Annotated in this window: 15 protein-coding genes; 7 read left to right on the top strand and 8 right to left on the bottom strand. The window is 61.2% G+C overall.

Annotated elements, in window-relative coordinates; genetic code table 11:
- Window positions 1-67: 67 nt before the first annotated feature.
- Window positions 68-871 carry a helix-turn-helix transcriptional regulator gene (locus QNI81_RS02575; protein WP_283967262.1) on the bottom strand — a complete coding sequence of 268 codons (804 nt, stop codon included), beginning with the start codon at window positions 869-871 and terminating at the stop codon, window positions 68-70.
- 268 nt (window positions 872-1,139) lie between these two features.
- On the opposite strand from QNI81_RS02575, the gene QNI81_RS02570 reads away from it, so the two are divergent.
- Window positions 1,140-1,400: a hypothetical protein gene (locus tag QNI81_RS02570; RefSeq protein WP_110590723.1), complete on the top strand. Its 261-nt coding sequence runs from the start codon at window positions 1,140-1,142 to the stop codon at window positions 1,398-1,400.
- 174 nt (window positions 1,401-1,574) lie between these two features.
- Window positions 1,575-3,860: a glycosyl hydrolase family 28-related protein gene (locus QNI81_RS02565; protein ID WP_283967261.1), complete on the top strand. Its 2,286-nt coding sequence runs from the start codon at window positions 1,575-1,577 to the stop codon at window positions 3,858-3,860.
- Here QNI81_RS02565 and QNI81_RS02560 read toward each other — a convergent pair.
- Both QNI81_RS02560 and QNI81_RS02555 read right to left on the bottom strand, forming a co-directional pair.
- On the bottom strand, window positions 3,857-4,450 hold the full coding sequence (locus QNI81_RS02560) for a HugZ family pyridoxamine 5'-phosphate oxidase (RefSeq protein ID WP_283967260.1): 594 nt from the start codon (window positions 4,448-4,450) through the stop codon (window positions 3,857-3,859). The genes QNI81_RS02565 and QNI81_RS02560 overlap by 4 nt on opposite strands.
- Window positions 4,435-5,097 (bottom strand): hypothetical protein, encoded by a 663-nt coding sequence (locus QNI81_RS02555; RefSeq protein WP_283967259.1) that lies wholly within the window; start codon window positions 5,095-5,097, stop codon window positions 4,435-4,437. Before QNI81_RS02555 ends, QNI81_RS02560 begins: the two co-directional genes overlap by 16 nt.
- 103 nt (window positions 5,098-5,200) lie before the next feature.
- Between QNI81_RS02555 and QNI81_RS02550 the strand changes: the two genes are divergently transcribed.
- Complete coding sequence (locus QNI81_RS02550; RefSeq protein WP_065322252.1) at window positions 5,201-5,521, top strand: antibiotic biosynthesis monooxygenase family protein; 321 nt, start codon at window positions 5,201-5,203, stop codon at window positions 5,519-5,521.
- Here the strand turns inward: QNI81_RS02550 and QNI81_RS02545 are convergent.
- The 4 genes from QNI81_RS02545 to QNI81_RS02530 form a co-directional block, all read right to left on the bottom strand.
- The gene (locus QNI81_RS02545) at window positions 5,459-6,082 is read right to left on the bottom strand and encodes a hypothetical protein (RefSeq protein ID WP_283967258.1); all 624 of its coding nucleotides are present in this window, start codon (window positions 6,080-6,082) and stop codon (window positions 5,459-5,461) included. The two genes, QNI81_RS02550 and QNI81_RS02545, sit on opposite strands and share 63 nt — an antisense overlap.
- A gap of 101 nt (window positions 6,083-6,183) precedes the next feature.
- Window positions 6,184-6,582 carry a hypothetical protein gene (locus QNI81_RS02540; RefSeq protein ID WP_283967257.1) on the bottom strand — a complete coding sequence of 133 codons (399 nt, stop codon included), beginning with the start codon at window positions 6,580-6,582 and terminating at the stop codon, window positions 6,184-6,186.
- Window positions 6,583-6,704: 122 nt separating this feature from the next.
- Window positions 6,705-7,628, bottom strand: coding sequence for an MYG1 family protein (locus QNI81_RS02535; RefSeq protein ID WP_283967256.1), 924 nt, complete (start codon window positions 7,626-7,628; stop codon window positions 6,705-6,707).
- 143 nt (window positions 7,629-7,771) lie between these two features.
- Complete coding sequence (locus QNI81_RS02530) at window positions 7,772-8,449, bottom strand: arylesterase (RefSeq protein WP_283967255.1); 678 nt, start codon at window positions 8,447-8,449, stop codon at window positions 7,772-7,774.
- A 51-nt stretch (window positions 8,450-8,500) separates the two neighbouring features.
- Between QNI81_RS02530 and QNI81_RS02525 the strand changes: the two genes are divergently transcribed.
- Window positions 8,501-9,205, top strand: coding sequence for an ABC transporter ATP-binding protein (locus tag QNI81_RS02525; protein WP_065324729.1), 705 nt, complete (start codon window positions 8,501-8,503; stop codon window positions 9,203-9,205).
- Complete coding sequence (locus QNI81_RS02520) at window positions 9,202-11,742, top strand: ABC transporter permease (RefSeq protein ID WP_283967254.1); 2,541 nt, start codon at window positions 9,202-9,204, stop codon at window positions 11,740-11,742. Before QNI81_RS02525 ends, QNI81_RS02520 begins: the two co-directional genes overlap by 4 nt.
- Before the next feature lie 12 nt (window positions 11,743-11,754).
- Here the strand turns inward: QNI81_RS02520 and QNI81_RS02515 are convergent, their stop codons facing one another.
- On the bottom strand, window positions 11,755-12,222 hold the full coding sequence (locus QNI81_RS02515; protein WP_219231892.1) for an RrF2 family transcriptional regulator: 468 nt from the start codon (window positions 12,220-12,222) through the stop codon (window positions 11,755-11,757).
- A 103-nt stretch (window positions 12,223-12,325) separates the two neighbouring features.
- Between QNI81_RS02515 and QNI81_RS02510 the strand changes: the two genes are divergently transcribed.
- Window positions 12,326-12,895 carry a gamma-glutamylcyclotransferase family protein gene (locus QNI81_RS02510; protein WP_065322257.1) on the top strand — a complete coding sequence of 190 codons (570 nt, stop codon included), beginning with the start codon at window positions 12,326-12,328 and terminating at the stop codon, window positions 12,893-12,895.
- Window positions 12,892-14,076, top strand: coding sequence for a DUF2254 domain-containing protein (locus QNI81_RS02505; RefSeq protein WP_283967253.1), 1,185 nt, complete (start codon window positions 12,892-12,894; stop codon window positions 14,074-14,076). The genes QNI81_RS02510 and QNI81_RS02505 overlap by 4 nt, the downstream gene beginning before the upstream one ends.
- The last annotated feature ends 58 nt before the right edge of the window (window positions 14,077-14,134 follow it).

The following is a 14,134-nucleotide window of genomic DNA, read 5'->3' as shown; positions in this document are numbered from 1 at the left end:
CGGGCGCGCTGTATCTCAGGGCGCCCGTTTTGCGTTCCCTATCATCAGGCGAGCATAAATCACCTTCCTAAAAATGCAGACGCCCCGGCTCCGCTTCAGAGAGCGCAAGGACGGAATCATAGAGCACCATGATATCGGCAGGGATCTCTGATCTCAGCTTGATCCCCGTCAACAACTGGTTGGGTTCCTGCTCCACTTCCCGCCCGATAAATTTCAAAGCTGTGATACTTGTGGTCACGCGCGCGCCACTGATAAAACGGTGCCCCATCTTCTGCCCAGCCAGCTCTGCGCCATAGCCATCCAGACGCCGCAACGCCATTGATCCCATAGTGTTGCGGACACAAATATTGGTCTGAAACACGGTCACTTTTCCCTCGGCCTCATAGTAGCGCCCCCAGAATTCTTGGGGGACAATGGTGCCGTCCGCGCGCACACCCTGATTATAACGATGATAAAGCCCGCCGGTTTTCTGGGGAATGAAATGCGTGAGGCTCAGGACGAACTGATCACCGGGGTCTCCATAGCGGGTGATCTCCCAATAAAACCCCGGTTCGACCAATCCTGTGTTGGGTGATGCGTTTTCATTAAACAACTGGTCTAGCGGCATTTTCTCGGGATCTGTCTCTCTCGTCACAGCTTGCCCGGCCAAACTGTCCAAAGACACACCAAGCGCCGATGCGATCCGGTAGGCCGTCGCCAATGAGGGGATGTTCTCACCGCTTAAATACCGGTTGAACTGCTGCCGATTGAGGCCCGCGTTCTTGCAGATGTGAGCGATTGCCCCGCGTTTTTCAACAAGCTCGCCGAGCTGCGCACAGAACAGATCGCGCTCAAATGCACTCCCGCTCTTGTTTTGGGATTCCTCAGACACTTTAGGCACTCGTTAAAATGAATGTTTCAATAGATACGCATCCGCTTACTTTAGCATCAAATACGTGACGAACCACTCGAATATTCTGAATTTCCTACGCAGAAGTTTTTAGAAAACTAAAGTTACGAAATTCAACCAGAGGCCTATGTGCGCTACCATCATAAGCGTCAGAGTGTTGCACAAAGGTATGTCCCTCCCAACTTCACCGGGGTGCAGCGCATCTGACGAACGCAGAGAAAAGCCTTTGAACCGGGTTATGGTGTTTTGGATGAATGGTGTTGTCATTTGGGTCGATGCAGAAAGCAGTGAGGCAATCGTCTGGTGCGAGGACCATGACGAACTGGCTTATTGCGACCTATCCCTTGAAGAAAGCATCCGCCCTTGCACGCCCGGCCTTTGGGTCACATTTCGCCTGAAGGACGATACCGGAGTGCGCGTTGCATATGACATTGCTCCAGCCGCTCATCCCGACTCGCCGGATCTTGCTTTGCTTCTGCGTTCACCTCTTCAGACGGGTTTTCTGCTCTAGCCTGTCCGCACACCACTCACGGCATGGGGTCCCACTGCGGGGCCCCATTTCCTTTGGACGCAAGCCTGCGCCGGGTGTTGCCCATGGGGCGTACGCCCTCCTGAGTGAGAGTTAAATTCAAACTGGTAAAACCCTTCCTCACTCCCGGCGTGGTGGAACAGGAAAGGGTTTTTTATGAACAAGGCAATCACCGACGGTCTGCAACTGATGCCGCCCGCGTTTAGCGACGGATTGGGCATCTGGTCCAGCGGCGACGGCACACCCGGCTCTGACACCTATGACGGGGCGGCAAATGCTGCCGTGGTTGCGGGGGACGCCGATTTTGGCGGCTGTCTGGAGCTGCAAAAGACCGACAGCACCCAGCGGCTGCGCTACATGGGCGAAACGCCGATCCTGCCGGGCTGCTACCTGCGGGTGACCGCGCGTGTCAAAGCCATGAGTGGTGCTTTTCCCACCGTGCGCATCGCGGGCTGGGCCGGGGCGGCCAACAACTCCCATGTCTCTGGCGTGGTTGAGAGCGGGCCGGGCATCACGCTCAGCGCCTATGGCGAGGTGGTCGAGGTGCAGGCCATCGTCGGCACCGGCAGCCGCTCTGGCGTCGATATGCCTTGGGGGCTGGACGCCGCCTACGGGCACCTCGGGCTGAACCTCACCGGGGCCAATGGTGGTGTGATCCGCATCGACGACATCGTGATCGAGGACATCACCAGCGTCTTTTTGCGCGATATGCTGAGCGTGGTGGATGTGACCGATTTTGGCGCTGTGGGCGATGGCACCACCAATAGCCACGCCGCGTTCGAGGCGGCGGATGACGCCGCCAATGGCCGCCGTATTCTGGTGCCCGAGGGCGAATTTCAGATCAACAACACGCTGTCGCTCAATCATGATGTGATCTTTGAGGGCACGTTGTCGATGCCTGATAGCGCCATGCTCCTGCTGACCAAGAGCTATGATTATCCGACCTATGCGGCGGCGTTTGGAGATGAGGAACTGGCCTTTAAGAAGGCGTTTCAGGCGCTGTTGAACAGTGTCGATCACGAAAGCCTCGACCTCGGCGGGCGCAGCATAGCCATCAGCGGCCCCATCGACATGCAGGCGGCGGTGCCCAACCGCACCAGCTACGCCACCCGTCGCTATATCCGCAACGGCCAGTTCACCGCGCAGGCGGGCGCCAGCTGGGATCATGACGTGGTCACCGCGCAGGCGACCTATGACAGCTCTGACAAGAAGAAACTGACCAATGTGGCCAATATCTCGGCCATTCCGGTGGGCGCGCTGGTCGAGGGCGCAGGTGTCGGGCGCGAGGTCTATGTCACCGCAAAGAACGTCGGCGCGACCGAACTGACCCTGAGCCAGCCCTTGTATGACGCAGAAGGGACGCAGAATTTCACCTTCACCGCGTTTAAATACATGCTGGATTTCTCCGGCTTCTCGGCGCTGAAAAAGTTCGGCATCTCCGGCGTGGAATTCCAGTGCAACGGCGTCGCCAGCGCGTTGCGTCTTGCGCCGGCAGGCACCGTCTTTGCGCTGCATGATTGTTTCTTTACCCGCCCCAAGGCGCGCGGGATCACCTCGATCGGCAGCGGCTGTCAGGGCATGCTGGTGGACAATTGCCAGTTCCTGTCGGACGAGGACGCCATGGATGTGGCGGATCGCGAGAGTATTGCGCTCAACGTGAACTCCAACGATGTGAAGCTGCGCCACAACCGCGCCACGCGGTTCCTGCATTGGGCGGTGATGGCCGGGTCGAACCACACGGTCACCGGCAACCACTTCTTTCAGGGCGACAGTGTTGCGGGCGGCATCCGCACCGCCGGGATTGTGGTGACGGATACCTATGCCTCGCACACGATTTCGGAAAACTACATCGACAACTGCTTTATCGAGTGGACCAATGAATATGACGCAAACCCCGATTTTAACGGCGGGTTCTCCTTTGCGGCCATGTCGATCACCGACAATGTGTTCCTCAGCGGCGATGTGGCGAGCTGGTTCAGCTATATCGTGATAAAGCCTTATGGCAGCGGACATTTTCTGAATGGGGTATCGGTGACCGGCAACAAGTTCCGGTCGATCAACGGCACCATCGACCGGGCCGAGCGGGTCGATACCAGCTTTGCCACTCTCGATTTTTCGCGCTCAAAGGACGTGTTCTTTGACGCCAACAGCTTTCACAACGTCAGCACCCAGTGCCGCAATCCGCTGCGGGTGGAGTTTGACCAGAACACCGCTGCCAGTACCTGGACCATACCCACCGGCGGCACGCTGCCGTTTCAGGGCTACAGCCGCGCGGTGGATGCGGTGATCGTTGAGGGATCACTGCGCGGCAGCAGCGGCGCGGTGGTTTACCCCGGCCACTATGTGCGCACGCAGGAGGGCAGCAACAATGATGAGATCGACATCGTGTGGGAACAGGCCGTGCGCGGCACCGTACGGGCGCTGATCCGCATCGACCGCTAGGCACTCAGGGCCAGATCGGCGGGGGTGAGCACATAAGCCTTGCCAAAACCGCCGTTCAGAAAGGCCTCATCAATCTGGAACCGCACGAAGTGGAAATCGGCAAAGCCGATGTAGAGCTTGGCCTTGGGGTGGCGGCGCAGATACTGCGCGGCCATCTCCTCATGCGCGGGGCAGGCGTTGGGCAGGATCTCGGCGCATCCATTGAGCGTCAGGCGCGGATGCGTCAGCGGATCCCCCTTGTCGCCGGGCTCGCCAATCAGGAGCGACACCTGCGGGCGCTCGGTGATCGCCTGCGTGTGCTGCGCCAATGTGGACACCAAAGAGATCGGTCGCCCCCCAGTATCCAGCGCAAAGGCCACACGGCTCTGGACCGGGTGACCTGCCGCGCTGAGCGTGGCCAATGCGGCAAATGTCGCGCTCTGCATCAAATCGGACGCGAGGCCGCGCGCCTCATCATCGGTGGGGCGGATGGGTGATTTTGGGTCTTTCGGGGTATTTGTATTTTCTGGCACGGCTGCGCTCTCCGGTTTGCAAAACAGGCCGGGCGGGCGGATCACGATCCGGCTGGCGAGGCTCAAAACCTGTGCCACAACTCCACCGTCAGTCCAAGCCGCTCCGCGCCAAAAGACCGCCACTCCAACCCGGTCAGCACTTCTCGTTGAGGTGAAAGCTGCCAGCGCAGCCCCGGCAGCGCCTTCCAGATCATCTCACCGCCGTCTGGCTGATAGAGTTCGGTACGCAGGATTACAGAAGGTCCGGTTTTGCGCGCAATCCCCAAGGCGCTGTCGAGCTTCCATGCGGTGAGATCCCCGCCACGCCGCCATTCGCGTGTGAGATCAAAATTAACCCAACCATCGCGACCCTGCCACGACAGGCCGCGGCCCGCAGAGAGGCTGAGCCGCCGCATGCCGGACCACTGCGCCCCGTCGCGCCCGAACCCGCTTGCAAGCTCAAACGCCAATTGCCAGCCCTGATCCGATTGGCGCAGCGGCAGCCGTGCAAACACAAGAGCATGGGCGCTCTTCGTCTTCATGCCCGTGCTGTGATGTAGATCGAGACCAAAGGTCAGCCGCCGCGACACCCCATAAGCGACATAGCCGCTGAGCTCTTGTCCGGACGCGCGTGCCCTGAGTGCGGTTGAGGTGAAACCACCGCCCTTTTGCTCCAGCCACGCCCCCGCCAAAGCAGGCAGCGACCACAGCTGACCTATAAGAGCAATGAGGATGGGCAGACGCATCGGCCAAGCCTTTTGAAATCACACCCACTCCACCTATGGTAGAGCAAGCGGATGTAGACTTTCAAGCGCATTGGATTACGCTTTGAGAAGGGAGGACGTTCTCATGCCGACAATCAAGAAGTCAGACGATCTACAGACGGTCATCACCACCTTCGAGGTCACGCCGGGCACCTGTCAGGATTTGATCGACACACTGGAGGCCGCTTATGCGGAATTCATCTCGCATCAGCCGGGATTTATCGCCGCCGGGCTGCATGTGAATGACGCACAAACGCGGGTCGCCAATTACTCGCAATGGCAAAAGCGTGAGGACTTTATGGAGATGCTACGCTCGACAGAGATGCGCAAGCGCAACCGAGAGCTAAATGCGTTGTGCCGCAGTTTTGAGCCGGTGATGTATGATGTGGTCACGACATTCGGCTAGGCGCGGGATCAAAGGGGCCCATTGGTGTTGCGCAGCGAGGGCTGCGCGTATCATGGCATAATTGGCACCGATCGCGTCCGCGATGTCTTGGAAATGCGGCTTTTGCAACGGCCCCGTCGCGCGCAGGAGTGACGCCCTCGCCTCTTCCATCGCGCGCAGGGTTTCACGTTTCACCGCCTCCTGCGTGCCGGGTTTGATCGCGCCATAGCTCATGATGCCTCGGCGCAAGCGCGTCGCGGTGGGGTCGGCATTGGCAGCAACCATCGCGCCAACCCGCTGCTCTACGCTGTTAAGCGCCTCATAGGCGGGCAGATAATCAATGCTTCCTTTGATCAGTCGCGCCGCAATATTGTAAGATTTCACAATACAATCAAAACGGTAGGCCTCAAAAACCTGAAGACACAAGCCAACCTCATGCTCCAGCGTTCGCACCACTTCGCGCGTTGTACGCTGATTGACTGTATTGTTGGAGCCGTCACCCGCCGCGATAAAATTTCGCGCCTTCGCTAAGGGGGCGTTGAGACACAGAAAAATAACAAGAACACTGATCAAAACACGCATGATCAACCCATCCTTTCGATGAGATCACCTGCGTGAGGATACCATAAAATCTGCCGCGGGCGTATAGTACTCTGCGTTCGCGCGAGGGGGAAAAGCGCGGCTTATTTGGCTTTTTCAGGATAGAGCACCCGACATTGCGCGGCGGCCTCTGCGGCGCGGCTTTGGGCGGCGGGCAGCACGTCCTGAAGCCGGCGCAGTTTCTTGCGCTCTTCTTTTACGTCGATACTGACCGGGGTCTCAATCGTGCGATAATAGGTCTCTGGACAGGGGTAGTAGCCGACCACTTTGCCGTCGTTGACCCGTCGGCAACTGTAGAAAACCGTCTCTGGCACGGTCTGTCGATGGATCGCGTAACCGCGCGTGATATTGGCTTCGGTCTCTTTGATCTTGTTCAGAATCTGCGTTTGTTCTGAGGCCCCTTTGCGGATGCAACGTTCCTGAGGCGTGGCGCAGGCGGCGAGCACCGCAAGGGCAGAAAGGGTCAGAGAGACACGGAACATGAAAGGCGTCCTATGATTGCAGCAAATCGGTTTTGTTATGCCAATACCTTAGCAGATATGCCCTTGTTATTCGATATCAACGCCAACCCCGTGCCCCGACAGCAAAAAGCCATTGGGCCTGCTTACTCCGCCACCTCGGCCACCGCGAGTTCGGCCAGTTTCAAAATCGCATCCCGGCTGTCGGCAATCGCAAGGAAGCGGGCGTTGTGGCAGAATTTCGCGCCCTCCACCCCGGAGGCCTGCTCCAGCGCCGCATCGGTAAGACCCGCCCATGCGGCAGGCAGATCGGCGCGGGTCTCGAACGTGTCGTCGCCCGTGCGGATCGTGGTCAGCGCCCAATCGGAATTGCGCGGGTGGACCACAAACAACAGATGATCCGCGCCCGCGCGCTCGACCGCGCCGCGAAAGGGCATGCCCATGGGCAGTTCCAGCACACGGCCTGTGCCCGCATGCTCAATCGCGGTCAAAACCACATCGGCAGCGCGCAGCTTGGCCGCCTTATGGCGGATGCGAGCCTCAACAATGGCTCTGGCCACCGTAAGCGCCGCATGAAACGCCGTATCATCGGCCCCCTCGCTGCGGTCATCAAACACCGGCTTCAGGCTCTCCAGCAGCACCGGCAGCGTGAGGCCTGCAAACAGCGGTCCCGCCTCTGCCGTGTCCACCGCGCCATTGTCCAACAGGTCCACAGGGCGCACAAAATCCTCGTCAAATGCGGCGTGGACCTGCTCCAGATCTTTCTCCGGCACCGCCTGCGCACGCAGATAGTCACGCCCAAACTCCGCCCAGATCAGACCAAAGGAGCTATAAGGCTGCCCATCCGGACGCAGCGGGTTGGGGCGCTGGTGGTGGTCGAAAATCCCGGCAGCTGCATCAAATTCACCACCCACATCATAGATGATCCGCCCTTCAGCCGGGGTGATCCAAGATTTGTCGCGCGTCCGTACCAGCTCTGCCTCGGGATAAAGGCGGCTCAGGATGACGGTCGACAGCAGTTCATCCGCGTGAAAACCGCCCGAATGGGTGACAAGATGGGAAATGGTCATGGGCGCGCCTCACGTAGCAGGGGCGACCTTGGGCCGCCTTTTGGGGTGCCATGGGCAATAGCGCGCGCAACGTCAAGCGTCACCTTATTGCGGCCCACAGGATTGCGCGCATTTAACTAAAAATCGCTCCCCCAAAGGCCGCATCACCCGCCACTTTGGGCCGAAACCTCGGTAAGACGCTGCATAAACGCGCGCAGCGTCGGCTCCATTGCTTTGATGTTGAGCGCAACCCCGCGTACGTTTGGGTGGATGCCGTCATCTTGCATAAACGCCCCCATTTGGGCCGGGTCCTCGCCGGTCTCGGCCGCCATGCCTGCAAAGGCAAACGGATGCAGAACCAAATCATAAGCCTGCGTCAGATCGGGGTAGATACTGTCAAAGGCGGCCTTGTAATCCGCGCCGTAGTTGCCCGGCGCCTGCATGCCGATCAGCATGACCTCCGCCCCCGCCGCGCGTGAGGCCTCTATGATGCGGATCAGATTGGCGCGCGTGTCTTCGGGCGGCAGGGCGCGCAACAGGTCATTGCCGCCCAAGAGCACAATCACCCCATCGGGTTGATCCGCCAAGGTCCAGTCGATCCGTGCCGCGCCCCCTGCGGTGGTGTCGCCAGATACGCCCGCGTTGGTCAGTGCCACATCATAGCCTTCGGTGTCGAACCAGACCTGCAGTTGCGCGACCAAGCCCTGATCCTGCGGCAAGCCGTAGCCCTGCACCAGACTGTCACCAAAGGCGGTAATGCGCAGGGGTTCTGCCCACGCAATGGACAAAAGCAAGGGAATGCTAACCAAACTGACCACAATTTGCCTAAGAAACTTGCGCATGGCGTTAGACACTCCATATCCATTTGAGATCAAAAAGACAGGTAGCCCCATATGAGCAACGACGCCCGCCCCGTTCTTACGCTTCAAGATGTGCATTTGTCGCTCAATGGCAATACCGGCCCGGTACGTATCCTCGAAGAGATCACTCTGGATGTCGAGGCGGGCGAGACGCTGGCGCTGGTGGGACCGTCGGGGTCCGGGAAGTCCTCGCTCTTGATGGTGATGGGCGGGCTGGAGCAGGCAACAGGCGGCAGCGTGCGCGCCATGGGCGAGGATCTGACCCGGCTGAGTGAGGACGCCTTGGCCCGGTTCCGCCGCGCCCATATGGGGGTGGTGTTTCAGAGCTTTCACCTGATCCCGACGATGACGGCGCTGGAAAATGTCGCCACACCGTTGGAACTGGCTGGCGCGCGTGATGCGTTTGACCGCGCCCGCGAGGAACTGAAGGCCGTGGGGCTGGGCCATCGCTGCGATCATATGCCCGCGCAGATGTCCGGCGGCGAACAGCAGCGGGTGGCGCTGGCCCGTGCGGTGGTGACGCGGCCCGAGATCCTCTTGGCAGACGAACCCACCGGCAATCTCGATCAGGCCAATGGTGCGCAGGTGATGGATCTGCTGTTTGATCTGCGTGACCGGCATGGCTCCACGCTGGTGATGGTGACACACGCGCCTGAGTTGGCCGAGCGCTGCGACCGCACCGTGCATTTGCGCGATGGTCGCATCCTGACAAACGCCCAGCGTGAGGCGGCGGAATGAGTGCTGAGACAGCGGCTCCGAGCCAGCTTCGCCTTGCGTGGCGCTTTGCCCTGCGCGAATTGCGCGGCGGCCTGCGCGGCTTTCGTCTGTTTCTTGCGTGCCTTGCGCTAGGGGTCGGTGTCATTGCTGCCATCGGCTCCATCCGGGCGTCGATCGAGGCGGGGCTTGCGCGCGAAGGCGCGAGTCTTTTGGGGGGTGATGCGGAACTGACATTCACCTATCGCTTTGCTTCCGAGGATGAATCCGCCTGGATGGAGGAGATCGCCCGTGATCGCTCCGAGGTGGTGGAATTTCGCTCCATGGCCGTGGTGGGGGAAGAACGCGCGCTGACCCAAGTGAAGTCGGTGGATGCCGCCTACCCTCTGCGCGGTGAGGTCCGCCTGACCTCGGGCCAGCCCCTGCACGCGGCACTGGCCGAGGTCGATGGCCGCCCCGGCGCGGTGATGGAAAAGGTGCTGGCTGACCGGCTGGGCCTGAGCGCGGGCGACGGGTTTCGCCTCGGCACGCAGGAGTTCCGCCTGAGCGGCCTCCTCGCGTGGGAGCCGGATGCCGCCGGGTCCGGGTTTTCCATCGGGCCGCGCACCTTGGTGCACACCGACGCCTTGGCGCAATCGGGCCTTTTGGCACCGGGGACGCTCTATTCCACCAAATACCGCCTGACCCTCCCCCCCGAGGCTGACTTGCAGGCGCTGGAACAGGACGCCCGCGCACGGTTTGAGGACAGCGGCATGCGCTGGCGCGATGCCCGCAACGGCGCGCCAGGAATTGCGCGTTTTGTCGAGCGTCTGGGCGCGTTTCTGGTGCTGGTCGGCCTCTCTGGTTTGGCGGTCGGGGGCGTCGGGGTCTCAACGGCGGTGCGCGCGTACCTCGCAACCAAGACAGAGACCATCGCCACCCTGCGCACCCTTGGGGCCGAACGGCGAGTGATCTTTCTGACCTATTTTCTGCAAATCGGTGTGCTGTCGCTCTGCGGGGTTGCCCTCGGGTTGCTGCTCGGCGGGCTTGGCCCACTGTTGCTGGGGCCGTTGATTGCGGCACAACTGCCCTTTCCGGCGGTGTTCTCGGTCTATCCCGGCGCACTGGCGGAATCGGCACTTTACGGTGTTTTGACCGCATTGCTGTTCACCCTCTGGCCCCTGGCGCGGGCGGAACGCATCCGGGCGGCGGCGCTCTACCGGGATGCGGTGGGCGGGACAATCCATTGGCCCGCGCCACGGTACATCGTCGCAACGCTTGCGACGCTTGGCCTTCTGATCGCCGCTGCCGCCTTCTTTAGCGGAGCACCGGAACTGGCGCTCTGGACCGCTGGCGGGTTGATCGGCGCGCTCATCGTGCTGCTGATTGCCGGGGCCGCCATCGGCGCGCTGGCGCGGATAGGCAATCGGGTGGCACGGGGGCGACCGGCCCTGCGCTGGGCGCTGGCTTCCATCTCTTCGACCCGCGAAGGCGCAATGCCGGCGGTGCTGGCGCTGGGGCTTGGCCTCACGGTGCTGGCCGCGATTGGCCAGATCGACGGCAACATGCGCCGTGCCATTGCGGGCAACCTGCCGGATGTCGCGCCGTCCTATTTCTTTGTCGATATTCAGCGCGAGCAGATGCCCGCCTTTCTGGAGCGCGTCGAGGGGGACCCACAGGTCAGCAAGGTCGACAATGCGCCGATGTTGCGCGGCATCATCACCCGCATCAATGACCGCCCCGCCAAGGAAGTTGCAGGCGATCATTGGGTGATCCGGGGGGATCGCGGCGTGACCTATGCGGCCGCCAAACCCACAAGCACCAAAGTAACCGCAGGCGCATGGTGGCCCGAGGATTACAGTGGGGAGCCACAGATCTCCTTTGCCGCCGAAGAGGCCGAGGAAATGGGCCTGAAGCTCGGCGATACCATGACCATCAATGTGTTGAGCCGCGACATCACCGGCACCATCACCAGTTTCCGCGAGGTGGATTTTTCCAACGCGGGCATGGGGTTTGTGCTGACCATGAACGAGGCCGCCCTGCGGGGCGCGCCGCATAGTTATATCGCCAGCGTCTATGCCGAAGAGGAGGCCGAGGCGGCAATCCTGCGCGACGTGGCCCGCGCCATGCCCAATATCACCGCAATCCGGGTGCGCGACGCGATCAACCGCGTGTCCGAAATCCTCGGCCAACTGGCCACCGCCACCGCCTATGGCGCGGCGGCGACCTTGTTCACGGGGTTTCTGGTTCTGTTGGGCACGGCGGCCGCGGCGGAACCTGCGCGGCGCTACGAGGCGGCACTCTTGAAAACGCTGGGCGCGCCGCGCAGTCAGATCCTGCGCAGCTTTGCGCTGCGCTCGGCCCTGCTGGGCGCGGCGGCGGGGAGTGTGGCGCTTTTGGCGGGCATCCTTGGCGCATGGTCGGTGAGCCATTTTGTACTGGAGACCGACTATGTCGTGATCTGGGCAAATGCGCTTGGGGTGATCGGCGGCGGCATATTGGTGACGCTCTTTGCCGGGCTGGCCTATGCGCTACGCCCGCTGGCCGCCCGGCCCGCACGGGTGCTGCGCGCGCGCGACTAGGGGCGCAGACCTCTAGGCGTGCGCGGCCACCGCCGGACCCGGACAGGACACAGGTGCCAAAATGCGTTGCAGATCAAAGTTATCGCAGGTCAGGCTTTCCAATGTGACCCCGTCGAGCGCACTGTAAAAGGCCTCTCCCGCGCGGCTGAGCGCATCGCGCAGGCGGCAGGCATCCACCAGCGGGCAGGTATTGTCGACATCGGCAAAGCACTCCACCATCGGCAGGCCACCCTCGACCTGCCGGAATACATCGCCAATGCAGATCTCATCGGCAGAGCGGCTCAGGTTCAGCCCGCCATTGCGCCCGCGCTGTGTTTTCAAAAACCCAAGCTGGCTCAGCTGATTGACCACCTGTGCCAGATGGTTCTCCGAGATGTTGCAGCGCTGCGCGATTTCGGATTTTGTAACGAGGCGACCCTCATTGAGGGCGCAATACATCAGCAGACGGACCGCGATATTGGTTCTTTTTGTGATACGCATGTCTGGGGCCCTCTCCCATTGGCGGCGATGGCCCACTGTTGCAAATTAGGACAAAAAGCGGTTTGACATACATCAAAGCTCGCTCAGAAAACGACAAGGCCCCATGACACCGCATTTCTTCGGCTTCGGCAGCCTCGTGAACACCGCCACCCATGTTTATGGCAACACCCGCCCCGCGCGCCTGCAAGGCTGGCGGCGTGCATGGGTCCATACGCCTGAACGCGATCTGGCATTCTTAAGCGTCACCGCCGCCCCCGGCAACGTGATCGAAGGGCTGCTGGCCGCCGTGCCGAATGGCGACTGGGCTGCTTTGGATGAACGGGAAACCGGCTATGTGCGGGTGGATGTAACCGCGCAGGTGGGACATGACATGGCCCCTGCCCCGCAAATCTCGCTCTATCAGGTGCCCGAAGAGACGCAGGACCGGGACGCCAATGGCCACAAGATCCTGATGAGCTATCTTGACGTGGTGCTGCGCGGCTACACAGAGGTCTTTGGCGAAGGCGGCGCGCGGGCCTTTATGGCGACGACCGATGGCTGGGACACGCCGATCCTCGATGATCGCGCCACCCCGCGCTATCCACGCCATCAAGAGATGACCACAGCCGAGCGCGCGTTCCACGATGCGCTGATCGCGGAGGCTGGCGCACGGGTTCTGGCGGACAGCCAATGATCTCGCGCGGCCTCCTGCTGCTGCGGCGCATTGTGCGCCAACTGTGGTTTCGGGTGGTTGCGATTTCGCTGTTTTCCTTGCTGGCGCTTGCGGTGGCCCCCTTGCTGGCACCGGTCCTGCCGCAAGAATGGGAAGATCGCTTTGGCCGCGATGCGGTGTTGCCGGTTCTGACGATCCTGGCCTCCGGCATGCTGGCGGTGACGACATTTTCGCTGAACGTCATGGTCAGCGCCTATCGCACGGCTTCCTCCATGGCGACACCGCGGGTCTATCGGCTGCTGCTGGAAGACACGGTCACCCAGAGCGTGCTGGCGACCTTTACCGGCGGCTTTGTCTATTCCCTGAGCGCGATCATTCTGTTTCGGGCGCAACTCTACCCGCCGGGGGCGGCCTTTGTGGTGTTTGTGATGACGGCGCTGGTGGTGGTGCTGATCGTGGTCGCAATCCTGCGTTGGATCGATCACCTGTCGGATTTGGGCAGCATGGACCACACGCTGCGCCTGATCGAAACCCGCACCTGCACCAGCCTGCAAGCCCGCAAGGACACGCCTTGTCTTGGTGGCTGCTGCGGCACGAGCGCGCCGCCATCAGATGCCCGCCCCATTTCAGCAACCCAAAGCGGCTTTGTCCGCTATGTGGATATGGCTGCGCTGAACGCCCGCGCTGACGAAGCGGGCGTCATCCTCTACCTCACTCGGCTGCCCGGTGAATTTGTCCTGCGTGGCCGCCCCGTTGCGGTGGCGGAGGGGGCTGACGAGGCCTTTTGCGAGCAGGCCTGTGACCTCATCGATATCGGTGACATACGCAGCTTCGAACAAGACCCGACCTTTGGGCTGACCTTGCTGGCGGAAACTGCGCAGCGCGCCTTGTCCCCCGGCGTCAATGATCCGGGCACCGCCTATGAGGTCATGGGGCGCATCACCCGCCTGTTATGGGAAAACCTGCCCGAAGACACGAGCGCCACAAAGGCAGAGGCGGATTATCCGCATGTTCACCTGCCGCCTGTGACAGCCAAAGACCTGCTGAAGGTGAGTTTTCCACCCATCGCGCTTTATGCAGAAGATGCGCCAGAGGTCATGACATGGATGGAGACATCGCTCAAAGCGCTGGAACATCACTCCAACACCGCCATGACAGAGGCCGCCCGCGAGATGCGCCGCAGCTATTTTGACGCGCAATAGCCCATAAAAAAGCGGGCAGAGCCTGCGCCCTGCCCGCTTTTTGTCTTGGATGCTTCCC

This window comes from Tritonibacter sp. AK171 (assembly GCF_030127025.1).
Lineage (GTDB): Bacteria > Pseudomonadota > Alphaproteobacteria > Rhodobacterales > Rhodobacteraceae > Epibacterium > Epibacterium mobile.
Note: the sequence above shows the minus strand (reverse complement) of the source record. Positions and strands in the feature narration are given on the sequence as shown.